Annotated in this window: 19 protein-coding genes; 9 read left to right on the top strand and 10 right to left on the bottom strand. The window is 65.8% G+C overall.

Annotated features, from left to right (window positions below; all coding sequences use genetic code 11):
- Positions 1–9 precede the first annotated feature (9 nt).
- Positions 10–534, bottom strand: coding sequence for a glycine cleavage system protein R (locus NP552_RS24145; RefSeq protein ID WP_058541817.1), 525 nt, complete (start codon positions 532–534; stop codon positions 10–12).
- 302 nt (positions 535–836) lie between these two features.
- Here NP552_RS24145 and NP552_RS24140 point away from each other — a divergent pair, with 302 nt between their 5' ends.
- Positions 837–3,014 carry a malate synthase G gene (locus NP552_RS24140; RefSeq protein ID WP_274097224.1) on the top strand — a complete coding sequence of 726 codons (2,178 nt, stop codon included), beginning with the start codon at positions 837–839 and terminating at the stop codon, positions 3,012–3,014.
- 54 nt (positions 3,015–3,068) lie between these two features.
- On the opposite strand, the gene NP552_RS24135 is transcribed toward NP552_RS24140, so the two are convergent.
- Positions 3,069–3,521, bottom strand: coding sequence for a response regulator (locus tag NP552_RS24135; RefSeq protein ID WP_274097223.1), 453 nt, complete (start codon positions 3,519–3,521; stop codon positions 3,069–3,071).
- A 202-nt stretch (positions 3,522–3,723) separates the two neighbouring features.
- Here NP552_RS24135 and NP552_RS24130 point away from each other — a divergent pair, with 202 nt between their 5' ends.
- The 7 genes from NP552_RS24130 (at position 3,724) to NP552_RS24100 (ending at position 11,831) form a co-directional block, all read left to right on the top strand.
- Positions 3,724–5,658, top strand: coding sequence for a DUF294 nucleotidyltransferase-like domain-containing protein (locus NP552_RS24130; protein WP_274097222.1), 1,935 nt, complete (start codon positions 3,724–3,726; stop codon positions 5,656–5,658).
- Positions 5,659–5,668: 10 nt separating this feature from the next.
- Positions 5,669–6,379, top strand: coding sequence for a 3'-5' exonuclease (locus NP552_RS24125; protein ID WP_043863669.1), 711 nt, complete (start codon positions 5,669–5,671; stop codon positions 6,377–6,379).
- Positions 6,380–6,486: 107 nt separating this feature from the next.
- Positions 6,487–7,005, top strand: coding sequence for an RNA polymerase sigma factor (locus NP552_RS24120; RefSeq protein ID WP_043863668.1), 519 nt, complete (start codon positions 6,487–6,489; stop codon positions 7,003–7,005).
- Positions 7,002–7,970 carry a FecR domain-containing protein gene (locus NP552_RS24115; protein ID WP_274097221.1) on the top strand — a complete coding sequence of 323 codons (969 nt, stop codon included), beginning with the start codon at positions 7,002–7,004 and terminating at the stop codon, positions 7,968–7,970. Before NP552_RS24120 ends, NP552_RS24115 begins: the two co-directional genes overlap by 4 nt.
- Positions 7,971–8,114: 144 nt before the next feature.
- A complete protein-coding gene (locus NP552_RS24110; RefSeq protein ID WP_274097220.1) occupies positions 8,115–10,550 on the top strand; it encodes a TonB-dependent siderophore receptor in 2,436 nt (811 codons plus the stop codon).
- Positions 10,551–10,558: 8 nt separating this feature from the next.
- Positions 10,559–11,662, top strand: coding sequence for a PepSY-associated TM helix domain-containing protein (locus tag NP552_RS24105; protein ID WP_274097219.1), 1,104 nt, complete (start codon positions 10,559–10,561; stop codon positions 11,660–11,662).
- Entirely contained in the window at positions 11,652–11,831 is a 180-nt protein-coding gene (locus NP552_RS24100; protein WP_043863664.1) for a hypothetical protein, read from the top strand. The genes NP552_RS24105 and NP552_RS24100 overlap by 11 nt, the downstream gene beginning before the upstream one ends.
- Before the next feature lie 75 nt (positions 11,832–11,906).
- On the opposite strand, the gene NP552_RS24095 is transcribed toward NP552_RS24100, so the two are convergent.
- The 8 genes from NP552_RS24095 to glnE form a co-directional block, all read right to left on the bottom strand.
- Complete coding sequence (locus NP552_RS24095) at positions 11,907–13,349, bottom strand: lipopolysaccharide kinase InaA family protein (RefSeq protein WP_100634795.1); 1,443 nt, start codon at positions 13,347–13,349, stop codon at positions 11,907–11,909.
- Entirely contained in the window at positions 13,349–14,101 is a 753-nt protein-coding gene (locus NP552_RS24090) for a lipopolysaccharide kinase InaA family protein (protein WP_054915989.1), read from the bottom strand. Before NP552_RS24090 ends, NP552_RS24095 begins: the two co-directional genes overlap by 1 nt.
- Positions 14,098–14,832 (bottom strand): lipopolysaccharide kinase InaA family protein, encoded by a 735-nt coding sequence (locus NP552_RS24085; protein WP_043863661.1) that lies wholly within the window; start codon positions 14,830–14,832, stop codon positions 14,098–14,100. Before NP552_RS24085 ends, NP552_RS24090 begins: the two co-directional genes overlap by 4 nt.
- Entirely contained in the window at positions 14,832–15,638 is an 807-nt protein-coding gene (gene rfaP, locus NP552_RS24080) for a lipopolysaccharide core heptose(I) kinase RfaP (protein WP_058541815.1), read from the bottom strand. Before rfaP ends, NP552_RS24085 begins: the two co-directional genes overlap by 1 nt.
- A complete protein-coding gene (locus tag NP552_RS24075) occupies positions 15,635–16,759 on the bottom strand; it encodes a glycosyltransferase family 4 protein (protein WP_058541814.1) in 1,125 nt (374 codons plus the stop codon). The genes rfaP and NP552_RS24075 overlap by 4 nt, the downstream gene beginning before the upstream one ends.
- Entirely contained in the window at positions 16,759–17,817 is a 1,059-nt protein-coding gene (gene waaC / locus NP552_RS24070; protein ID WP_054915991.1) for a lipopolysaccharide heptosyltransferase I, read from the bottom strand. The genes NP552_RS24075 and waaC overlap by 1 nt, the downstream gene beginning before the upstream one ends.
- Before the next feature lies 1 nt (position 17,818).
- Positions 17,819–18,868, bottom strand: coding sequence for a lipopolysaccharide heptosyltransferase II (gene waaF / locus NP552_RS24065; RefSeq protein WP_043863657.1), 1,050 nt, complete (start codon positions 18,866–18,868; stop codon positions 17,819–17,821).
- 163 nt (positions 18,869–19,031) lie between these two features.
- Entirely contained in the window at positions 19,032–21,968 is a 2,937-nt protein-coding gene (gene glnE / locus NP552_RS24060) for a bifunctional [glutamate--ammonia ligase]-adenylyl-L-tyrosine phosphorylase/[glutamate--ammonia-ligase] adenylyltransferase (protein WP_088514276.1), read from the bottom strand.
- Between the two features lie 382 nt (positions 21,969–22,350).
- Between glnE and aceE the strand changes: the two genes are divergently transcribed.
- A complete protein-coding gene (aceE, locus tag NP552_RS24055) occupies positions 22,351–24,996 on the top strand; it encodes a pyruvate dehydrogenase (acetyl-transferring), homodimeric type (protein ID WP_043863655.1) in 2,646 nt (881 codons plus the stop codon).
- Position 24,997: the final 1 nt, after the last annotated feature.

Here is a 24,997-nt window from a genome sequence, read left to right as displayed (position 1 = left end):
CGCCACCCCCTACGCCGACTCTTCGGGGCGCAGCTTGAGCTCCACCATCAGGTCGTCGGCCAGGGCCTCCAGGCGCTTTTGCAGGTCATCCAGCGACAGCGTCAGCGGCAGGGCCAGCAGCGCATCGGCGTGAAACAGCGGCTCGCTGCTCATCGGCGCGGGCCGCACGTCGGTACTGAAGCGCTCCAGGTTCACCCCCTGTTCGGCCAGCAGCCGGGTGATGTCGCGCACGATGCCGGGGCGATCGTTGCCCACCAGCTCCATCGCGATCGGCTTCCAGGTGCACGACGGCTCGATGCCGCTTTCGGCGATCAGCACGCGAATCCCGTGCTTGCCCAGCGCCTGCAACGCCTCCACCAGTTCGTCATAGGATTCGGCCGGTACCGCGACGCGCAGGATGCCGGCGAATTGCCCTGCCATGCGCGACATGCGACTCTCCAGCCAGTTGCCGTTATGCTCGGCGATGCATTCGGCCACCCGCTCCACCTGGCCGGCGCGGTCAGGGGCAATCACGGTCAAGACAAGATGATCCACGCGCCAGTCCTCTCTCCAGCCCCCGAATACCGGGGGCGCCGATCAAGTATAGGCAAGGCGCGGCAACCTGCCGCAGCGGGCTCGAACAACAAATCGTGTACTGTTTTTAGATTTATCTGGAACAATTCACTCGATTTTTGAGAACATGCCCGCTCCCAGAACGACGTTTTGCGACCAAATGGTCGCAAAACGGCGTATTTAGTCTGATTTTCCCAAGCGCAGCGCTTCATGTAGTATGCCGCGACGCGCACTACAAAAATGTTGAAACAAGAGCTGAATAGCTGAGCAGAGTGAGGCAAGCAATGACTGAACACGTTCAAGTCGGTGGCCTTCAGGTCGCCAAAGTCCTGTTCGACTTCGTGAACAACGAAGCCATTCCCGGAACCGGCGTCAACGCCGAGCAGTTCTGGATCGGGGCAGAGAAGATCATCAACGACCTCGCTCCAAAGAACAAAGCCCTGCTGGCCAAGCGTGACACCCTGCAGGCGCAGATCGACGCCTGGCACCAGGCGCGCAAGGGCCAGGCCCACGATGCTCCGGCTTACAAGGCCTTCCTCCAGGAGATCGGCTACCTGCTGCCAGAAGCGGCGGACTTCCAGGCCTCCACCCAGAATGTCGATGACGAGATCGCTCGCATGGCCGGCCCGCAGCTGGTAGTGCCGGTGATGAACGCACGCTTCGCCCTCAACGCCTCCAACGCCCGCTGGGGCTCGCTGTACGACGCGCTGTACGGCACCGACGCCATCAGCGAAGCCGGTGGCGCCGAGAAGGGCAAGGGCTACAACAAGGTACGCGGCGACAAGGTCATCGCCTTCGCCCGCGCCTTCCTCGACGAGTCTGCGCCACTGGCGGCCGGCTCCCACGTCGATGCCACCCGCTACAGCATTGCCGATGGCAAGCTGGTGGTCACCCTAAAGGGTGGCAGCAACAGCGGCCTGCGCGACGACACGCAACTGGTCGGCTACCAGGGCGATGCCACCGCCCCTGTCGCCGTGCTGCTGAAAAACAACGGCCTGCACTTCGAGATCCAGATCGATGCCAGCACCCCGGTCGGCCAGACCGACGCCGCCGGGGTCAAGGACGTGCTGATGGAAGCCGCCCTGACCACCATCATGGACTGCGAAGACTCCGTGGCCGCGGTGGATGCCGACGACAAGGTGGTGATCTACCGCAACTGGCTGGGCCTGATGAAGGGCGACCTGGCCGAAAGCGTGAGCAAGGCCGGCCAGACCTTCACCCGCACCATGAACCCGGACCGCGAGTACACCGCGCCCAATGGCGGCTCGCTGAGCCTGCATGGCCGTTCGCTGCTGTTCGTGCGCAACGTCGGTCACCTGATGACCATCGACGCGATCCTCGACAAGGATGGCAACGAAGTGCCCGAAGGCATCCTCGATGCGCTGGTCACCAACCTGGCTGCGGTGCACAACCTCAACGGCAACACCACCCGCAAGAACAGCCGTACCGGCTCGGTGTACATCGTCAAGCCGAAGATGCACGGCCCTGAAGAAGCCGCCTTCACCAACGAGCTGTTCGGTCGCGTCGAAGACGTGCTGGGCCTCAAGCGCAACACCCTGAAGGTCGGCATCATGGACGAGGAGCGCCGTACCACGGTCAACCTCAAGGCTTGCATCCAGGCCGCCAGCGAGCGCGTGGTGTTCATCAACACCGGCTTCCTCGACCGTACCGGCGACGAGATCCACACCTCCATGGAAGCGGGCGCCGTGGTGCGCAAGGGCGCCATGAAAACCCAGAAGTGGATCGGTGCCTACGAGAACAACAACGTCGACGTGGGCCTTGCCACCGGCCTGCAGGGCCGCGCGCAGATCGGCAAGGGCATGTGGGCCATGCCTGATCTGATGGCCGACATGCTCGAGCAGAAGATCGCCCACCCACTGGCCGGTGCCAACACCGCCTGGGTGCCGTCGCCGACCGCCGCCGCGCTGCACGCGCTGCACTATCACAAGGTCGACGTGTTCGCCCGCCAGGCGGAACTTGCCAAGCGTGCGCCGGCCTCGGTCGACGATATCCTGACCATTCCGCTGGCCACCGACACCAACTGGTCGGACGAAGAGATCCGCAACGAACTGGACAACAATGCCCAGGGCATTCTTGGCTATGTAGTGCGCTGGATCGACCAGGGCGTGGGTTGCTCGAAAGTGCCGGACATCAACGATGTGGGCCTGATGGAAGACCGCGCCACCCTGCGGATTTCCGCGCAGTTGCTGGCCAACTGGCTGCGTCACGGCATCATCAGCGAGGCGCAGGTGATCGAAGGCCTCAAGCGCATGGCGCCGGTGGTCGACAAGCAGAACGCCAACGACCCGCTGTACCGCCCGATGGCACCGGACTTCGACAGCAACATCGCCTTCCAGGCGGCGGTCGAGCTGGTGATCGAGGGTGCGAAGCAGCCGAACGGTTATACCGAGCCGGTACTGCATCGCCGTCGTCGCGAGTTCAAGGCGCGCAACGGGCTGTAAGCTCGTTACAGCGCTGCCTGACGCACCCCTTCGCTGGCAAGCCAGCGAAGGGGTTCAGCCGATGCCCAGCTCATGCTTCACCAGCTTCACCAGCTTTTCCAGCTTCTCCTGGTCGAGCGGCTTGAGCAGAAAGTCGACCACGCTCAGGTGCATTGCCGCAATCGCGTCCTGCACCTTGGCATCGCCCGACACGATGATGATCGGCAACGCGGCCTGGTCCGACTCACGAATCTGCTCGATGAACTCGATGCCCCCCACCGGCTGCATGCGCAGGTCGGTAATCAGCAGCCCGATTCTGGGTTCGCGCTTGAGGTAGTCGAACGCCACCGTGGTGTTTTCTGCGGCAAGGCAACGAATGCCATGGGCCTTCAAGTAACTCGCCAGCGCTTCGCGCGACCCTTTGTCGTCTTCGACGATCAGCACCTTGGGCAGCGCGGTCCCGCGCGCAGTCACGCTCGCCAGCGCCTTGCGCTCGGCTTCGCTCAGTATGTCGTCGGCTTCGGGCATGGCTGTTCCATCGTAAAAATATCCGTTGAATCAAGTTCAGACCGCAAACGCATGTGCCGCAACCCGCCTTTCGTCGGATAATTGACGCTTACCCGCTTTAGACAAACGTCCAATGGGCACTGCGCACCCCGCGGCCGACCATGCAGCACGATAAAAACAAATGCTCGGCCCTCGGCGCCGACGCACAGATGCGGTAAAGCTCATGAGCAAGATGGACGCCTTCGACCAGGCCGGCAAAACCGCAGTACTGCAGAATATTCACGGCACCATGCAGTTCCTGCAACGCTTTCCTCCGTTCAACCAGATGGAAAACGCCCACCTGGCGTACCTGGTGGAACAATGCCAGCTGCGCTTCTACGCCAGCGGTGAGAGCATCATCAAGCCTGCCGACGGACCCGTCGAGCACTTCTACATCGTCAAGCAGGGACGCGTGGTGGGCGAGCGCAACCATGCCGCCACCGGCACCGAGACCACCTTCGAGATCACCGGAGGCGAGTGCTTCCCGCTGGCCGCCCTGCTGGGCGAGCGCGCCACCCGTACCGAACACCTGGCCGCCGAAGACACCTTCTGCCTGCAACTGAACAAGGCGGCGTTCATCCGTCTGTTCGCACTCTCAGAAGTGTTTCGGGATTTTGCCCTGCGGGGTGTCAGCAGCCTGCTCGACCAGGTCAACCAGCAGGTCCAGCGCCGCGCAGTTGAAACCCTCGGCAACCAGTATTCGCTCAATACCCGCCTGGGCGAGCTGGCCATGCGTCATCCGGTCACCTGCGCCCCAGATACGCCCGTACGCGAGGCCGTACGCCTGATGCACGAGCAGCAGGTGGGCAGCATCGTGATCGTCGACGAGCAGCGCGCACCGGTCGGCATCTTCACCCTGCGCGACCTGCGCCAGGTGGTGGCCGATGCCAGTGCCGACTTCGCCGCGCCGATCGCCGCGCACATGACCGCCGCGCCTTTCTACCTCAGCCCCCAGGCCAGCGCCTTCGACGCCGCCATCGCGATGACCGAGCGCCATATCGCCCATGTGTGCCTGGTGCAGGACCAGCGCCTGTGCGGGGTGGTCTCCGAGCGCGACCTGTTCTCGCTGCAGCGGGTCGACCTGGTGCACCTGGCGCGCACCATCCGTCACGCCGCGCGGGTCGAGAACCTGGTGTCGCTGCGCGGCGAGATCGGCCAGCTGGTCGAGCGCATGCTCGCCCATGGCGCCTCGTCCACCCAGATCACCCACATCATCACCCTGCTCAACGACCACACCGTGTGCCGGGTGATCGAACTGGCGATCCAGGACAAGGGCGACCCCGGCGTGCCGTTCAGCTGGCTGTGCTTCGGCAGCGAAGGCCGCCGCGAACAGACCCTGCACACCGACCAGGACAACGGCATCCTGTTCGAGGCACGCGACGCGGCCCAGGCTGCCGAAATTCGCGCCCGCCTGCTGCCGCTGGCGCAGCACATCAACCAGGGCCTGGCGCAGTGCGGCTTCGCCCTGTGCAAGGGCAACATCATGGCCGGCAACCCCGAGCTGTGTCTGTCGAGGGCCGAGTGGGCACGGCGCTTTGCCGCGTTCATCCGCGAAGCCACCCCCGAGAACCTGCTGGCCTCGAGCATCTATTTCGACCTGCGCGTGGTGTGGGGCGACGAACAGGCGTGCGAACAACTGCGCCAGGGCATCCTCGACCAGGTCGCCGACAACCGCCTGTTCCAGCGCATGATGGCCGCCAACGCACTGCGCCAGCGCCCGCCCGTGGGGCGCTTTCGCGAGTTCGTGCTGACCCGCAGCGGCAACGACAAGGCCGCCACCCTCGACCTCAAGGTGCAGGGCCTCACGCCCTTCGTCGACGGCGCGCGCCTGCTGGCGCTGGCCAATGGCGTGCACGCCAACAACACCCTGGAGCGCCTGCGCCAGCTGGTAGGCAAGGAAGTGATCGACCCGCTCGATGGCGGCGCCTATGAAGAGGCCTACCACTTCATCCAGCAGACCCGCATGCAGCAGCACCAGTTGCAGACCCGCCAGAACCTGCCCTACTCCAACCGCGTCGACCCCGACAGCCTCAACGACCTGGACCGGCGCATCCTGCGCGAATCGCTGCGCCAGGCCCAGCGTCTGCAAAGCAGCCTGGCCCTGCGCTACCAACTATGAGCTACCTGTCATGAGCCTGTTCGCCTGGCTGCGCCCCAGCCAACCCGCACTGGACGCCGCCCAGCAGCAGCGTCTGGCCCAACTGCCCGGCCCCGCCCCGCTGCAGGACCACACCCTGCGCGCCCAGCGCTGGGTGGTGCTGGACCTGGAAACCACAGGCCTGAACCTGAACCGCGACCAGGTGCTGTCGATTGGCGCGGTGGTGATCGAGGACGGCGCCATCGACTTCAGCCAGCAGTTCGAGCGCACCCTGCACCGGCATGACCACAAGCCGGGCCCCAGCGTGCTGATCCATGGCCTGGGGCCCAGTGCGATTGCCGCCGGCTGCGTGCCGGCCGATGCACTGCTCGACCTCATGGCGTTCATCGGCGACAGCCCGCTGCTGGCGTTCCACGCCGGCTTCGACCAGCGCATGCTCAGCCGAGCCCTGAAGGACAGCCTGGGCTACCGCCTGCAGCACCCGTTCATCGACGTGGCCGAGCTGGCCCCGCTGCTCAACCCCGACGTGGTGTTGCGCGACGCCGGGCTCGACGACTGGACCGCGCACTTCGGCCTGCAGGCCGGTGAACGCCACCACGCCAGCGCCGATGCACAGGTCACTGCCGAACTGGCACTGATCCTGTTCAGCCAGGCGCGACGCCAGCACATCGACAGCCCGCTGCTGCTGGAGCATCGCCTGCAAGGCTGGCGCCGGCGACGGCAACACAGCCACGGCTTCTGACCAGCCCCGGATACGTCATCCGATGAGCGTTAATTGCACAGTGCCAGCGGCTCTGACACAATCGCGAATAATTCTCGTTAGTTAACGCATCTATTCCGGGGAACACCTTGTCGTCAGTGCAAAGCCCACACGGTGAGCTGGTTGGTGCGCTGTACCGTGACCATCGCGGCTGGCTGCTGGGCTGGCTGCGGCGCAACGTCGCCTGTGCCGAGCGCGCCGAAGACCTGAGCCAGGACACCTTCGTGCGCCTGCTCGGGCGCGAGCAGCTGCCCGCACCACGCGAGCCGCGGGCGTTCCTGGCCGCGGTGGCGCGCGGCCTGCTGTTCGACCACTTTCGCCGGGCGGCACTGGAGCAGGCGTACCTCGCCGAACTGATGCTGATCCCCGAAGCCGAGCAGCCGTCACCGGAAGAACAGCACCTGATCCTCGAAGACCTCAAGGCCATCGACCGCCTGCTGGGCAAGCTGTCGAGCAAGGCGCGCGCCGCGTTCCTGTACAACCGCCTCGACGGCATGGGCCATGCCGAGATCGCCGAGCGCCTGGGCGTGTCGGTGTCGCGGGTGCGTCAGTACCTGGCCCAGGGCATGCGCCAGTGCTATGTGGCGCTGTACGGCGAGCCGACATGAACGGCTTCAGTAGCAGGCCGGTATCGGCCAAGGTGCTTGATGCCGCCATCGCCTGGCAGCTGTGCCTGGATGCGGGCAGCGCCGAGGAGCGTGCCGATTTCGAGCGCTGGCACGCGGCAGACGAAGAACATGCGCGGGCCTGGATGCAGCTGGGCATGCTCAACCAGCGCTTCGCCGCGGCGGCCGGCCCGGCGCGCAAGGCCCTGGGCGAAACCCGGGCCGGCCTGCGCCAGCGCGTGCGCAAGCTGGGCAGCGGGCTGGCCAGCATCGTGCTGGTGGGCGGCCTGCTCGGCTGGCTGAGTACCCACCAGAGCCTGGACTACTGGCTGGCCGACCAGCGCACGGCCACCGGCGAGCAGCGCAGCCTGCGCCTGGAGGACGGCACCCTGCTCAGCCTCAACACCCATTCGGCGGTGGATGTTCGCTTCGATGGCCAGCAGCGCCTGATCGTGCTGCGCGAGGGCGAGATTTCCATCGAGACCGGGCACAAGGATGACCGTCCGTTCATCGTCGCCACGGCCGACGGGCGCCTGCGTGCACTGGGCACACGCTTCCTGGTGCGCCTGGAAGACCAGGGCACGCGCCTGAGCGTGTTGCAGTCGGCGGTGGCGGCCAAGCCGCAGGACAGCGGCGACGAGCAGATCGTGCGCGAAGGCCAGCAGGTGATGATGAGCCACGACCAGCTGGGCAGCATCGATCCGCTGGCCCTGGGCGCCGACGCCTGGACCCACGGCATGCTGGTGGTCGACAACGTGCGCCTGGATGCGCTGGTGCAGGAGCTGGGGCGTTATTGCAGCGGCTACCTGGGGGTGTCGCCGGAGGTGGCCGGGTTGCGCATTACCGGCAGCTTCCCGCTGCACGACACCGACCTTGCGCTGCAGTCGCTGCTGCCGACCTTGCCGGTGCAGGTGCAAAAGCGCACGCCATGGTGGGTGACGATCGTGGCCAAGGGCGAGACCCCGTAAAACGCCTTCGCCTGCAACGCCCTCCTGCAGGAGCGGTCGTTGCCGGCGAAGGCCTCAACATTATTTTTTACCCACCCCCTGACACTTTTCCCTTTTCACTCGGCATGGAAGCTAGTTAGCACTATTGCGCCGAGGAACCGCTGCATGTCCCGTCCCCTTGAAAAGCTGTTGCGTCATTGCCTGCTGACCCTGGCCCTGACCAGCACCGCCGCCATCGCCGCCGAATCGAGCGCCGCGCGCAGCTACAGCCTGCCCGCCGGGCCGTTGTCGACCACCCTCAACCTGATCGCCAGCCAGGCCGGCATCGCCCTGACCCTGGACCCGAGCCTGGCCAGCGGACGCACCTCGGCGCCGGTCAGCGGCCAGTACGACGGCCTCGGCGCCCTGCAGGCCGCCCTGCGCGGCACCGGCCTGCAACTGCAGCAGAGCAGCGCCGGCACCTACAGCCTGATCGCCGCCCCCGAAGGCAGCCTGGCCCTGCCGGAAACCAGCATCAACGCCGCCGGCGACTACGAGAGCGCCTGGGGCCCGACCACCGGCTACGTCGCCACCCGCACCGCCGCCGGCACCAAGACCGACACTCCGATCGTCGAGGCGCCACGCTCGATGTCGGTGATCACCCGCGAACAGCTCGACCAGCGCCAGGTGCTCAACCTCAACGACGCGCTGCGTTACACCGCGGGCGTGCAAAGCAGCGGCTACGGCTCGGACTCGCGCGCCGACTGGCTGCGCGTGCGCGGCTTCGACCCCACCCAGTTTCTCGACGGCCTGCCGCTGCCCAAGGGTTCGTTCGCCAACCCCAAGGTCGAACCCTGGAACCTGGAACGCATCACCGTACTGCGCGGCCCGGCCTCTTCGGTGTATGGCCAGACCCCGCCCGGCGGCATGCTCGACATGCTCAGCCGACGCCCGCAGGCCGAAAGCGTGCACCAGATCGAAGCCCAGGTCGGCAGCAACGAACACCGGCAGATCAACTTCGACAGCACCGGCAAGATCGACGACGCCGGCCAGTTTCTGTACCGCGTCAGCGGCGTGGTACGCGACAGCAACGCACCGGTCGACCATATTCCCGACAAGCGCTACAACCTCGCCCCCAGCCTGACCTGGAACGTCGACGACGACACCAGCCTGACCTTCATCTCGCAGTTCACCCGCGACGATACCGGCATCACCGGGCAGTTCCTGCCCTTGCAGGGCACCCGGCTGGCCTCGCCTGCCGGGGCAAAGATTTCCCACCACAAGAACCTCGGTGAGCCGGACTGGGATTTCTACGACCGCACCTACTACGCCCTGGGCTACGCTTTCGAGCACCGCCTCGACGACGTATGGCAGCTGCGCCAGAACCTGCGCTACACCAAGAGCGACCTGTCGTTCCGCGCGGTCAACGTGGCCACCTTCAATACCGTAGAACCCGACGGTACGGTCAACCGCGAGGCCGGGATCGTCAACGAAGACATCAGCCAGTTCGCTGTCGACAACAACCTGCAGGCCAACTTCAGCACCGGCGCGCTGGAGCACACCCTGCTGCTGGGCCTGGACCACCAGCGCTCCAACACCAACTACCAGTGGCTGTATGGCGGCTCGTACAACTACGACGCCAACGGCAACATCAGCGGCATCAACGTGCCGCCAATCAGCGTGATCCGGCCGGTGTATGGCGCCGACATGTCCAACGTGAACTACTTCGCACTGCAGGACTACGGCCAGAAAACCCGCCAGACCGGCGTCTACGTGCAGGACCAGATCGCCCTGGACAACTGGCGCCTGACCCTGGGCGGGCGTGAGGACTGGATTCACACCGGCACCACCTTCCACAACAAGGGCGACGCCACCAGCACCCAGCGCGACAAGGCCTTCACCGGCAACGTGGGCCTGAGCTACGTGTTCGACAACGGCCTCACCCCGTACCTGTCCTACACCGAGTCGTTCCAGCCGACCACCGGCGCCAACGTGGATGCAGCGCAGTCGTTCAAGCCCACCGAAGGCCGCCAGTACGAAATGGGCGTCAAGTTCCAGCCGGTGGGCAGCAACACCCTGCTGACCGCAGCCGCCTACGACCTGCGCCAGAGCAACGTGAAGGTCACCGAAGGCAGCATCTCTCGCAGTGTCGGTGAATTGCAGGTGCGCGGCATCGAGCTGGAAGCCACCAGCGCCGTCACCGACAACCTCAAACTGGTCGGCTCCTACACCTACACCGATACCGAGATCCGCAAGGGCGTGCCTGGCGAAGTCGGCAACCGCATGGCGCTGATCCCGCGCAACCAGGCCACCCTGTGGGCCGACTACACCTGGCACGCCGGCCCGCTGGACGGCTTCGGCATGGGCGCCGGGGTTCGCTATGTCGGCGATACCTACGGCAACACCGCCAACACCGAGGTGGCGCATGTAGGCTCCTACACCGTGTACGACGCTGCCGTGCACTACGACCTGGGTCGCCTGGACAGCAGCATGAAGGGGCTGAGCGTGGCGGTGGAAGCCAAGAACCTGTTCAACAAGGACTACCTGGCCAACTGCGACGGGTTCTGGTGCTACTACGGCGACCAGCGCAACGTGGTCGCCAGCGTGAACTACGCGTTCTAGGGCCACCGATGAAGAGCCAAACCATACGTCGCTGGTCGTGGGTGCATACCTGGAGCAGCCTGGTGTGCACGCTGTTTCTGCTGTTGCTGGCGCTGACCGGGCTGCCGCTGATCTTCCACCACGAGATCGACCACCTGCTGGGCGATGCGCCCGAGCTCAAGGTAATGCCCGCCGACACACCCAGACTCGACCTGCAGGCCCTGGTGCTCAAGGCCCAGGCCCATCGCCCGGGCGAGGTGATGCAGTACTTCGGCTGGGACGAGGACGACAGCAACGGCGTGATCGCGATCATGGCCGCCACCGCCGGTACCGAGCCCAACTCGTCGCACACCTTCATGCTCGACGGGCGTACTGGCGAGGTGGTGGAGATGCCCTCGGCCAACGGCGGCTTCATGCTGACCATGCTGCGCCTGCATGTGGACATGTTCGCCGGCTTGCCGGGCAAGCTGCTGCTGGCCTTCATGGGCCTGCTGTTCGTGGTGGCGATCATCTCCGGGGTGGTGCTGTACGCGCCATTCATGCGCAGGCTGAAGTTCGCCACGGTACGCCACGACAAATCGCGGCGCCTGCGCTGGCTCGACCTGCACAACCTGATCGGCATCGTGACCCTGACCTGGGCGCTGGTGGTGGGCGTGACCGGGGTGATCAGCGCGCTGTCCGACCTGGTCATCGCCGCCTGGCGCAACGACAGCCTCAGCGCGATGATCGCACCGTACCGCGATGCACCGCCGCTGACCGCACTGGCCCCGGCCAGCGGTCTGCTGGACATTGCCGCCGAGGCGGCGCCGGGCATGCAGCCGGACTTCATCGCCTTCCCCGGCACGCGCTTTTCCAGCGAGCACCACTATGCGGTGTTCATGAAGGGCAGCACCCACCTGACCGCTCACCTGCTGAACCCGGTACTGATCGATGCCAGCACCCTGCAGGTGACGGCGATTGGCGAGCGGCCGTGGTACATGGACGCGATGGGCCTGTCGCAGCCGCTGCACTTTGGCGACTACGGCGGCCGGCCGATGCAGATTCTATGGGCGCTGCTGGATGTGCTGACGATCATCGTGCTCGGCAGCGGCGTGTATTTGTGGTGGGTGCGCAGGCGACGTGATGAAGCGTGAATCGAGGTTCTGGAAGGTGTTCGGCATGCCGGGCCTGATTGCCCTGCTGGGCGCAGTGGGGCTGTTCGCGGCGCTGCTGGGGGATGGCCCGTGGGATGTGCTGGCGTGGGTGGGGCTGGCCCTGCCGGTGGGGTACAGCCTGCGAGGTTTTTGGCCGGCCGCGCGATAGTCTTGGTCGGCAAGGCCGGCGCCTGCAAGGTTTCACGTCGTCTGCAGGAGCCGGCCTTGTCGGCAAAGGCGCAGGTCAGTCAGCCAGTTTCGGCAGGCACTCATCCAGCCGCTGGTGCAACGCACTGTCCGCCGGCCAGTTGCGCAACAACCGCGCCCGGTCGCGGGCGAAGGCCTTGGCGAAACTGAGCTGGGTGGCGTGCTGGCACATCGCATCAAGGTCGATCAGCGACCATTGACCGTCCTGCCAGAACAGGTTGTGGCCCTTCAGGTCGCCGTGGCTGATGCGTTCGCCCATCAGCTGCTGCAACAGGGTCTGCAGCGCTTGCAGTTGCTCCTCTGGCACCTCGGCGCTGTCGACGTAGGGCGCAAAGCTCTCGATCAGGTCCGGCCCGTCGGCATACTCGGTCACCAGGTACGCACGGCTGCGCAGCCCCAGCACGCGCTGCTCCAGCACCGCCAGCGGCCTGGGCGTGGCGATGCCGAGGAACTCCAGGCGATGCCCTTCGATCCACGAATGCCAGGCCCGGCTGGGGCGCCAGAAGCGCTTGAACCAGTGGGCGGTGTTCTTGATGTTGTAGCGCTTGAGCACCAGGCTGCGACCGCACGCCTCGACCCGTGCCACGCTCGCCGCGCCGCCAGTCTTGTACAGGTGGCCCTGGTCGATCAGCGCGTCGGCCTGCTCCAGCACCGGCAGCATGGCCGCCACCTCCGATCGACGGATCGCGCGCAGGCCCGAGGCCCCGCGCTGCACGCTGAACAGCGTGCACTCGCGACCGGCCTTGTCCAGGTAGTCCTTCAGACGCCAGCTGCGCACCTTGTCGATCTGCTTCTGCAAGGCTTCCAGCGGCAGCGCATGCTCGCCGTTGACCAGCACGTAGTGCACCAGCAGTTCCTCGACGAAGGGCTCCAGGCGCTTGGGCAACTGCGCAAAGAACACCCCCAGGTTCTGCAGCACCTGCTGACGCGACAGCGGCTGGCCCGGGGTTTCGGCCTTCACCCCCGCGCCATCGATCAGGTACAGCTCCCCGCCATGGCGCAGCAGGTTGTCCAGGTGCAGGTCGGCCTGCCACAGGCCCTTGGCATGCATCTGCGCCACGGCGCGCAGGGCTTCGCCCAGCACTTCCTGCTGGGCATCGGCGAGCACCGGCAGGCCCTCGACCGCCGCCCAGGCATCCGCCAGGCTGTGGGCGTGCTCAAGAAATTCGAACAGCAGCCAGCCGCCCTCGCCTTCACGCAGGCCGTCGGCCAGCAGCAACGGCGTGGTCAGCCCCTGGCTGGCCAGCAGGCGCGCACCGTCCAGTTCGCGCTGGAAGTGGCGGGCGGCGCTGCTGCCCACCAGCAGCTTGGCCAGCACCGGCTTGCCACGCCAGATCCCGGCACCGACATACCGCTGCCCCGGCAGCACCCGCAGCAGGCTGAGCAGTTGCAGCTCGGCCGGCCCGGCGGCGTCGGCCAGGGCAATGCTCAATGGCAGTTGCGGGCTGCGCCCGGCGTCCTTGAGTTCAGACAAACGCATCAGCGGGCCTCTTTTTCACGACGGCGATGCAGCAGGCGCTGCAGCCAGGTATCCACCAGCGTACTGTCGGCCGGTTGCTCCAGGTAGGCGGCCAGCATCAGCCGTACATCGCTCTCGCTCCATGCGCCAGCACGACGCAGCAGCGGCTCCAGGTCCTTGAGGCGATCACGCTGGCCCAGCAGCAGCGGCCGGGTTTTCTCCAGGTCGATCAACTGCGCCTGCCAGCCTTCGCTGCGCTCGCGCAAAAAGATGTGCTTGGGGTAGAAGCAGCCATGCACCTGCCCCGCCGCGTGCACCGTGCGGGCCAGTTCGCCACAGGCGCGCAGGATGCCCTGGCGTTGCTCCAGGGCCAGTTGCGGCCACTGCCCGAGCAGGTGGTCAAGATCGCTCCAGTCATCCAGCGCACGGGTCATCAGGATCGCGCGGCGCTCGCCGTCGACCCGGCGCTCGGCGTAGAACACCGCCTGCAAGGCCGGGATCTGCAGCTTCTGGTAGCGCTTGATGTTGCGAAACTCGCGGGCGAAGGTCGGCTCGCCGAAGGGGCTGTGCAGGGTGCGCGTGAGGTAGTCGCTCTGGCGCTTGAGGTAGAACCCCTTGCCCTCCAGCTCCAGGCGGTACACGCGGCTCCAGCCGCCGCGCCCGGTGTTGGGCTCGTCCACGGCGTCCAACTGCAGCGCCCACAGCGCCTCGAAGCTGTTCAGGCCGTGGCGTTCAAGCAGTGCAGCTTCGGCACTGGCCAGGAAATCACTCATTCGCGCCCCTCGAAAAACGTCACGACGTGCCGCACGCGGCGCTTGTCCGACGCGTTCAGGCGATCGCGACGGCGATATTGCAGGTAGAACCGCAGGCGCTGGGTGGCCGACAGGTGATACTTGGCCACCTTGTCCAGGCAGGCCAGGTCCTTGGTGATGCGATAGCGCAGCATGAAGCCGACCCAGAACGCACCGGTCGGGCAGTCGATGAAGAACAGCATGCCCTTGTCATCGACCAGCAGGTTGCGCCACTTGAGGTCGTTGTGGGTGAAGTGATGGTCGTGCATCACCCGCGTATGGCGGGCCAGCTGTCGGCTGACATGGTCGACCCAGCCGGCATCTGCCAGGCGCGGGTCGTTGCGCTTGGCCAGCGCCGAGAGGTCCTCGGTGCGCGGCAGCTCACGGGTGATCATGGCGCCCCGGTGGAAGGCGAAGCCTCGCCGTTCCAGGCCGCAGGCCACCACCTCGGCGGTGGGGATGTCCCACTTGGCGAACTGCTTGAGGTTCTGCCACTCGGCCTTGATCCGCGGGCGCCCCAGGTAGCGGCGCAGGCCCTTGCCGGCGCCGGTGTAACGCTTGACGTAGTAGTTCACCCCGCCGCGCTCGACGCGAATCACTTCGCTGAGCGGGTCGTGGGTGAGGCGTTCGCCCTTGAGCGCGAACACCGCGTCGATGCTGCCGAAATCCTGTGCCAGGGCCGCGTAGGCCGGCTCCAGTGTCCAACCCGCCATCAGAGCGCGTCCCCATACCGTTGTTTACGCTCGTAGAGCTTGTTTGCCTTGCCCTCCAGCCAGCGCAGCAAGGTGGCGTGCTCGGCCAGGATCTGGCGCAGCGGCTGCTGGAAGTAGCCGCGCAGAAAGCGCAGCTTGTCGCGTCGGGTCAGGCCGATGTCCAGCGCCGAGAAGTACAGCGCGGCCAGGTCCTTGTCGCGCCAGCGTCGGGAAATGCTGGCGCGGGTCTGGGCCCGGTGCAGGTCGATCACCGACAGCCTGAAGTCGTCCGGGGTTACCGGGCGGTCGGTGTGCAGCAGAAAGTGGCAGATGTAGCAGTCGCGGTGGTTGACCCCGGCGCGGTGCATCATGCCGGTCATGCGCGCCACCTCGGCGATCAGCGCGCGCTTGAGACGCGGCGCCGGCGGCGTCCTGACCCAGTCGAGGCTGAAGTCCTCGAGGCTGACGGTGGGCGCCAGCTCCTCGGTGACGATGAACGAATGCTGGGTCGCCGGGTTGCTGCCGCGTTCGCCGTAGGCCACCGCGGTCATGGTCGGCACCCCGACTTCGTGCAGGCGCTGGATGGCCTGCCATTCCTGGCCGGCACCGAGCACCGGCAGCTTGGCGGTGAACAGGTTCTTGAAGATCTCGCCCCAGCCGATGCCGCGGTGGATCTTGACGAAATAACCGTTGCCCTCGACCTCGGTGCGCAGCGTGCGCCGGCCTTCCAGCTCGCGGTACACCTCGCCTTGCAGGGCCTCGACGGCGTCGAAGGCATCGCGCCCGGCCCACAGGCGCTTGAAGGGTTCAGCCAGTATCAGTTTCATGCGCGCTCCTGCGCCAGGATCACGTCGGCCGCATGCTGCGGCATGCTGTACAGGTCGGCGGTGTCGGCGAATGCCAGGCCGTTGCGGCCCCAGTCGGCACGCGCCGCATCGTCTTCGAGCATACGTTGCAGGTAGCGGTTGAGTTGCTCCTGCTCGAACGGCTCGTCGAGCACCAGGCCGGCATCGGCCTCAGCGATGTAATGGGCATAGCCGCACACTGCCGAAACCAGTACCGGCAACCCGGCCACCACGGCTTCGAGCAGCACGGTGCCGGTGTTCTCGTTGTAGGCCGGGTGGATCAGTGCGTCGGCCCCGAGCAGAAAGCGCGGGATATCGCTGCGGCCCTTGAGGAACTGCACCTGCTCGGTCAGCCCCAGGGTCGCGCTCTGCAGCTGGAACACCTTGGGGTCGTCCTGGCCGATGACCATCAGCCGGGTGCGCTTGCGCAGGCTGTTGGGCAAGGCGGCCAGCGCCTTGAGGCTGCGGTCCACGCCCTTGGTCTTGAAGCCCGAGCCGATCTGCACCAGCAGGCGCTCGTCGTCCGCCAGGTTGAACTCGCGGCGAAACTCGGCGCGGATCTCGGCGGCATTGGCCGGCGCCCGGCGGTCCTGGCTGATGCCCGGAGGCAGCAGGTGGAAGCGCTCGGCGGGGGTGCCGTAGTGCTTGACGAACAGCGGCTGCTGGACCTCGGAGATCATCAGGATCTGGGTCTTGGCGTCCTTGCCGAACACCGCACGCTCGTACTCGGCAAAGTGGCGGTAGCGGCCCCAGCGGCGGTACAGCGAGTGGCGCAGGTTCTGCGCCTTGTCCTCGAAGCAGCCGTCGGCGGCGTAGTACACGTCCAGCCCCGGCATCTTGTTGAAGCCGATCAGGCGGTCGACCGGGCGCCTGGCCAGGTCGGCCTGCATCCAGTCGGTGAGCTTCTCGTTGCGCCGATGGTTGAACAGCGCCTTGACCGGCGCCACCAGCACTTCGAAGCCCTCGGGCACGTCGCCCTCCCAGATCAGGGTATACACCCGGATCTGGTGGCCACGGCGCTGGCACTCCAGGGCGATGCGCATGAAGTCACGCTGCAGGCCGCCGAAGGGGAAATACTTGTAGAGCACAAAGGCCAGTTGCATCAACGCACATCCTCTGCCCGCAGCAACGCGCTCAACTGGCTCGCCACACGCTCGGGGTTCAGGCGAGTGAAGCACAGCGGCCACTCGCGTTTGAGATCGAACCGGCGCCGGTCGTCGGCGCTCGGCTTGTAGGTGCACTTCTTCTGCAGGCACGGGGCGCAGGGGAAGTCACTGCCCAGGTGCACCTGGGCCTTGCCGTAGGCCCCGGTCAGGCCCGGGTTGGTAGGGCCGAACAGCGACAGGGTAGGCACATCGAGTGCCGCCGCCAGGTGCCCAAGGCCGGTGTCGACGGCCACGCAGGCCTTGGCGGCAGCCAGCACCCGGGCGACCCCGGCCAGGTTCAGCCTGGGCAGCACCTGGGCGTTCTTCAGGCCCTGGGCGATGCGCTCGGCGCGGGCCTTTTCGGCCGGGTTGCCCCATGGCAGGCAGATATGCAGGCCGGCACGCCCCAGGCGTTCGGCCAACTGGCGCCAGTACAGTTCGGGCCAGTGCTTGGTGTCCCAGGTGGTGCCATGCAGGAACACCACGTAGGGCTTGGTGGGTATCTCTTCCAGGCGCGAGCGATCCAGGCCGTAGTCACCCAGCCCCGAGGGCAGGTCGTAGCCCAGCGCCAGGGCGAACAGCTGGCGCACCCGCTCCACCGCATGCTGCCCGCGGGCCACCGACAGGCGCCGGTCGTAGAAGCGGCTGGCCAGCCCCTCGCGTGCCGAGTAGCGGTCCAGCCCGGCCACCGGCGCCTTGACGTAGCGGGTCAGCCAGGCGCTTTTCACCAGGCCCTGGGCGTCGATCACCAGGTCGTACTTGCGCTCGCGCAGGCGCTTCTTGAACTGGCGCCATTCGCCGTTCTTCAAGGTTTGCCAGAGGTTCTTGCGCCAGCGACGGATGGCCACCGGGATCACGTGATCGACCGCAGGGTGCCAGGTGGGGATTTCGGCGAAGCCTTCCTCGACCACCCAGTCGAAGCGGATGCCGGGAATGGCGTGCGCCGCGTCGGTCAGTGCCGGCAGCGCGTGGATGACATCCCCCAGCGAGGAGGTCTTGATCAGCAGTACCCGCAACTTAATCGACCTCGACCGTGACGTCGACCAGCGACGGACCGTTGAGCCGCTGCAACGCCGAGGCCACCGCCTCCGGTTCCAGCAGACGCAGGCAATTGTAGTGGCCGAAGCGGCAGGTGCGGTCGAAGCACGGGCTGCATTCCAGCCCCAGGCGCACCACCTCGACCTGGTCGGCCAACGGTGGGGTGAAGCCCGGCGAGGTCGACCCGTACACCGCCACCAGCGGGCGATTGAGCGCTGCAGCCACGTGCATCAGCCCCGAATCGTTGGACACCACCGCATCGCTGCACGACAGCAGGTCGATCGCCTCGGCGAGCGAGGTCTCGCCGCTGAGGTTCACCGACTCTTCACGCAGGCCCGGGATCAGCCACTCGCGGATCGATTCACCCACCGCATGGTCGTTTTTGGAGCCGAACAGCCACACCTGCCAGCCTTCGCGAATCTTGATTTCCGCGACCTTGGCGTAATGCTCCGAGGGCCAGCGCTTGGCCTCGCCGAACTCGGCGCCGGGGCACAGCGCCAGCACCGGGCGGTCCAGGCTCAGGCCGAACTTGGCCAGCGCCGCATCGCGGCTGGCGGTCTCGATCTGCAGGCTGGGGCGCGGGTAGGGTTTGGGCAGCTCGGCACCGGCGGGGTAGCCCAGGGCCATGAAGCGCTCGATCATCAGCGGGTAGCGCGCCTTGTCGAGGGTGCGCACATCGTTGAGCAGGCCGTAGCGCAGCTCGCCACGCCAGCCGGTGCGCTGCGCGATACCGGCAAAGAACGGCACCAGCGCGGACTTGAGCGAATTGGGCAGCAGGATCGCCTGGTCGTACTGACCGGCCAGCGACTTGCCGATGCGCCGGCGCGTGGCCAGTTCCAGCGCGCCGTGGCCGAGCGGGAAGCTCAAGGCCTGGCGCACTTCGGGCATGCGCTCGAGGATCGGGCGGCTCCATTCGGGTGCCAGCACATCGATCACGCACGCAGGGTGACGCTGCTTCAGCACATGGAACAGCGTCTGCGCCATTACCATGTCGCCCACCCAACTGGGCCCAATGATCAAAATTCTCATGCTTTATCCAGAAACGATCAGGGAGGCTACAGCCTGTTTTCCAACAGCCTGGCCTCCCCTCTTTATAATCAGGCGTGGTGCGACCAGTGTACGCCACTCAGTGTAGGACGTGGTCGCCGCCGCTTCATTGCGCCGTATCGCCTGGTGGCTGTTCAGCCCGCGTTCAGGTCAACCCCAGCTCGCCCCAGATGCGCCGTACCTGCCGGCGCTCGTCGACGAACTGCCCGGCATCGATCACCCCGGCCTGCTTCTGCAGGGCCTGGCGGTGCGCGGCGGAGCGGAAGGCCTTGTACACTTCACGCAACAAAATTGCATCGCTGGCCGGCATCAGCCCGACCTCCTCCAGCCCTTCGAGAATGCGGATGTTGTCGGTGTAGCGCAGCAGTGCCGGGTGCGTGTGGGACCAGGCCAGGGCCGCGTATTGCACCATAAATTCAATATCGACGATACCACCGGCATCCTGCTTGATATCGAAGGCAACCCCGCTGTCGAAGGCGTTGGGCCCAAGCCCGGCCTGGGTCGCCCGGGTGCCGAGGTTGTCGCGCATCTTGGCGCGCATGTCGCTGACTTCGGCACGCAGCTTGTCCAGGTCGCGGGCCTGTCCCAGCACCTGCGCCCGCACCCCCTCGAAGGCTGCACCCACCTGCGGGCAGCCCACCAGCACCCGCGCACGCACCAGTGCCTGGTGTTCCCAGGTCCAGGCCTCGTTGCGCTGGTAGCGCTCGAAGGCGCCCAGCGAACTCACCAGCAAACCCGAAGCGCCGGACGGGCGCAGGCGCATGTCCACGTCATACAGCTGGCCGGAGTTGGTCTGGGTGGTCAGCAGGTGAATGATGCGCTGACCCAGGCGGGTGAAGAACTGCGCACTGTCGATGGGCTTGGCGCCATCGGTCTCGGCCTGGGGGTCACCGTCGTGGATGAACACCAGGTCCAGGTCCGAGCCGTGGCCCAGCTCGATGCCGCCGACCTTGCCGTAGCCGACGATGATGAAGCCGGGGTCGCACAGGCTGCCATCGCTGCGCCTTGGCTGGCCATGACGCGCCACGGTCTGGCGCCAGGCCAGGGCCAGCACCTGGTTGAGAATGGCTTCGGCCAGCCAGGTCAGGTAGTCGCTGACCTTCATCAGCGGCAGGTTGCCGGCGATTTCCGAGGCTGCCACGCGCAGGCTGTGGGCCAGCTTGAAGTGACGCAGCGCTTCCATCTGCTGTTCAAGGTCATCCTCGGGGATGCGCGTGAGACGCTCGCGCAGCTCGGCGGCCAGCTCCGGTGCTTGGGGCGGGCTGAACAGGCGGCCTTCGTTGAGCAGTTCATCGAGCAGCAGCGGGAAGCGCGTGATCTGCTCGGCGATCCACGGGCTGGCGGCGCACAGGGTCAGCAGGCGGCGCAACGCACCGGGGTTTTCGGTCAGCAGCACCAGGTAGGCCGAGCGCCGCGCCACGGCCTCCACCAGCGGCAGCACGCGTTCGAGCACCAGGTCCGGGTCGGCGTGCTCCACCGCCTGCGCCAGCAGGCGCGGTATAAAGGCATCGAGGCGTTCGCGGCCCAGGCGCTGCATGGCACGCAACTGCGGGCTGGCGCGCAGACTGGCCAGCTGCTTGAGCGCCCTGGCCGCATCGGCGAAGCCGGCGTCGGTCAACTGGCGGCAGGCGGCCTCTTCGTCCTGGGCTTCTTCCCACAGCGGCAGCCACTCGCCACCGACCACCACTTCGCCCTCTTCGCCTTCCTCTTCATCGGGGTCGGCGATCACCTGGCGGAAGTGCCAGTCGATGCGCCCGCGCCAGTGCATCAGTTGCGCGTGGAAGCTCGCCCAGTCGGCAAAACCGAGCATGAAGGCGATACGTGCGCGGTCCAGTTCGTCGTCGGGCAGCATCTGGGTCTGGCGGTCGGCGATGGCCTGGATGGCGTGTTCGGTATAACGCAGGAACTCATAGCCCTCGCGCAGCTCGCTCACCACCGCCGGCGGCAGGTAGCCCTGGCCTTCGAGCGTCGCCAGCACCTTGAGCAGCGGTCGCTGCTGCAGGCTCAGGTCGCGCCCGCCGTGGATCAGCTGGAACGCCTGGGCGATGAACTCCACCTCGCGGATGCCACCGGCGCCCAGCTTGATGTTCTCGGCCATGCCCTTGCGCCGCACCTCCTGCTGGATCAGCTGCTTCATGGTGCGCAGCGCCTCGATCGCCGAGAAGTCCAGGTAGCGCCGGTACACGAACGGGCGCAGCAGGTCCTGCAGCTGCGCGCCGGCCTGCTGGTCGCCGGCCACCACACGGGCCTTGATCATGGCGTAGCGTTCCCAGTCGCGGCCCTGGTCCTGGTAGTACTGCTCCAGTGCATTGAAGCTGAGCACCAGCGCGCCGGACGAGCCGTAGGGGCGCAGGCGCATGTCGACGCGGAACACGAAGCCGTCGACGGTGATCGGGTCCAGCGCCTTGATCAGGCGCTGGCCCAGCCGGGTGAAGAACTCCTGGTTGTCCAGCGGGCGCTTCACGCCCACGGTTTCGCCGCCCTCGGGGTAGGCGAAGATCAGGTCGATGTCCGACGACAGGTTCAGTTCCACCGCCCCCAGCTTGCCCATGCCCAGCACCACCATCTGCTGGGGCAGGCCGCTGCGATTGCCGGTGGGGGTCCCGAACTGCGCGCACAGGCGCGGGTACAGCCATTGATACGCCTGGTCGATGGCGGCATCGGCCAGGTCGGACAGGTCGCGGCAGGTCTGCACCAGGTCGGCCTGGCGGGTCAGGTCGCGCCAGATGATGCGCACCTGCTGGCGGGTGCGCTGGCGGCGCAGGTTGCGCGCCAGTTCGTCTTCGCTGCCGGCGGCCTGCGCCGCACCGGCCACCTGGGCACACAACTCGCCGGCGGCGAAGGCGCGGTCGAGCTCGCCGCTGGCGGCCAGGGCCAGCAGCATCGCCGGGTCGCGCACGCTCTGTTCAAGCACGAAATCGCTGGCTGCCGCCACGCGGGCGAACTCGGCCCAGCGCTGCTCGTTCCAGTCGTCCAGGCTCAGCCCGTCGACGGCCGCGACGGCGTTGCGCAAAGAGGTGGCATTACGGCTGACCAGCGGTTGCAGGGCAGCGGGCAGTTCGGCCAGCAGGGGCAGGCTCATGGTCTATCCTTGATCGGCGAAAAGGGTTGGTGGCACTTGGGCAAGGGAACTCGGCGTACGGTTCGACTGTCGTACAAAGGTCATAAATAGCTGAAAAACGTAATTCTTTGATAGAAATCATCGCAAACAACCGCATGCCGACCAGTTTTTAACCACCGGTATCGTTTTATCCCACAACCCGAACAGGGGCTACGAGCCTTATCCGTGTAGTTTTACTACTGCTTTTTTACTGTCAACGCATGTAATGAGGATCGATTTGTAGTAAAACTACACGCCGCCGGTACAACGCCCGGTAATCCAAGAATTTCATGTCGTCTGCCCAAAAGGCCAGTCGCAAACTCAGGCAACCGATTCTGGAAGCCTTTCCGCCCTGGAGCAAGCCATGCAAGACCTCGATCCCGTCGAAACCCAGGAATGGCTGGACGCCCTGGAGTCGGTTCTCGACAAAGAAGGCGAAGACCGCGCTCACTATCTGATGACCCGTATGGGCGAGCTGGCCACCCGTAGTGGCTCCCAGCTGCCGTATGCCATCACCACGCCATACCGCAACACGATTCCCGTCACCCACGAAGCACGCATGCCTGGCGACCTGTTCATGGAACGCCGCATTCGCTCGTTGGTCCGCTGGAACGCGCTGGCCATGGTAATGCGCACCAACCTGAAAGACTCGGACCTGGGCGGCCACATCTCCAGCTTCGCCTCCAGCGCCACGCTGTACGACATCGGCTTCAACTACTTCTTCCAGGCCCCGACCGACGAGCACGGCGGCGACCTGATCTACTTCCAGGGCCATGCCTCGCCGGGCGTCTACGCCCGTGCCTTCATGGAAGGCCGCATCAGCGAAGACCAGATGAACAACTTCCGTCAGGAAGTCGATGGTCAAGGCCTGTCGTCCTACCCGCACCCGTGGCTGATGCCTGACTTCTGGCAGTTCCCGACCGTGTCGATGGGTCTGGGCCCGATCCAGGCGATCTACCAGGCACGTTTCATGAAGTACATGGAAAGCCGCGGCTACATCCCTGCCGGCAAGCAGAAGATCTGGTGCTTCATGGGCGACGGCGAGTGCGACGAGCCGGAATCCCTGGGTGCGATCTCCCTGGCAGGCCGCGAGAAGCTGGACAACCTGATCTTCGTCATCAACTGCAACCTGCAGCGCCTCGACGGCCCGGTTCGCGGCAACGGCAAGATCATCCAGGAACTCGAAGGCGTGTTCCGTGGCGGTGGCTGGAACGTCAACAAGGTGGTCTGGGGCCGTTTCTGGGACCCACTGCTGGCCAAGGACGTCGACGGCATCCTGCAGCGGCGCATGGACGAAGTCATCGACGGCGAGTACCAGAACTACAAGGCCAAGGACGGCGCGTTCGTCCGTGAGCACTTCTTCAACACCCCGGAACTCAAGGCCATGGTCGCCGACCTGTCCGACGACGAGATCTGGAAGCTCAACCGTGGTGGCCACGACCCGTACAAGGTCTATGCAGCCTACCACCAGGCGGTCAACCACAAGGACCAGCCTACGGTCATCCTGGCCAAGACCATCAAGGGTTACGGCACCGGTGCTGGCGAAGCCAAGAACACCGCGCACAACACCAAGAAGGTCGACGTCGACAGCCTGCGTCACTTCCGCGATCGTTTCGACATCCCGGTCAAGGACGAAGACCTGGAGAACCTGCCGTTCTTCAAGCCTGAAGAAGGCAGCGCCGAAGCCCGTTACCTGAGCGAGCGCCGTTCTGCCCTGGGCGGTTTCGTGCCACAGCGCCGGGCCAAGAGCTTCAGCATCCCGACCCCGCCACTGGAAACCCTCAAGGCGATCCTGGACGGCTCGGGCGACCGTGAAATCTCCACCACCATGGCCTTCGTGCGCATCCTCGCGCAGCTGGTCAAGGACAAGGAAATCGGCCAGCGCATCGTCCCGATCATCCCGGACGAAGCGCGTACCTTCGGTATGGAAGGCATGTTCCGCCAGCTGGGCATCTACTCGTCCGTCGGTCAGCTCTACGAGCCCGTCGACAAGGACCAGGTGATGTTCTACCGCGAGGACAAGAAGGGCCAGATCCTCGAGGAAGGCATCAACGAAGCCGGCGCCATGTCGTCGTTCATCGCCGCCGGTACCTCGTACTCGAACCACAACCAGCCGATGCTGCCGTTCTACATCTTCTACTCGATGTTCGGCTTCCAGCGTATCGGCGACCTGGCATGGGCCGCTGGCGACAGCCGCACCCGTGGCTTCCTGATCGGCGGTACTGCCGGGCGTACCACCCTCAACGGTGAAGGCCTGCAGCACGAAGACGGTCACAGCCACATGCTGGCCGCGACCATCCCGAACTGCCGCACCTATGATCCGACCTACGGCTACGAGCTGGCGGTGATCATCCAGGACGGCATGAAGAAGATGACCGAAGAGCAACAGGACGTCTTCTACTACATCACCGTGATGAACGAGTCCTACCAGCAGCCTGCCATTCCGGCCGGTGTCGAGGAAGGCATCATCAAGGGCATGTACCTGCTCGAGGAAGATACCAAGGACGCAGCGCACCACGTCCAGCTGATGGGCTCCGGCACCATCCTGCGCGAAGTGCGTGAAGCGGCGAAGATCCTGCGTGAAGAGTTCAACGTCGGTGCCGACGTGTGGAGCGTCACCAGCTTCAACGAACTGCGTCGCGACGGCCTGGCCGTGGAGCGCAGCAACCGCCTGCACCCTGGCCAGAAGCCCAAGCAGACCTACATCGAGGAGTGCCTGGGCGGCCGCAAGGGCCCGGTCATCGCCTCTACCGACTACATGAAGCTGTTCGCCGAGCAGATTCGTCAGTGGGTACCGAGCAAGGAATTCAAGGTCCTGGGTACCGATGGCTTCGGTCGCAGCGACAGCCGCAAGAAGCTGCGTCACTTCTTCGAAGTCGACCGTCACTTCGTGGTGCTGGCTGCCCTGGAAGCCCTGGCTGACCGTGGCGAGATCGAACCGAAGGTCGTGGCCGATGCCATCACCAAGTTCGGCATCGACCCGGACAAGCGCAACCCACTGGACTGCTGAG

The sequence above is a fragment of the Pseudomonas sp. 8209 genome (assembly GCF_028682105.1).
In the GTDB taxonomy this organism is placed as follows: domain Bacteria; phylum Pseudomonadota; class Gammaproteobacteria; order Pseudomonadales; family Pseudomonadaceae; genus Aquipseudomonas; species Aquipseudomonas palmensis.
Note: the sequence above shows the minus strand (reverse complement) of the source record. Positions and strands in the feature narration are given on the sequence as shown.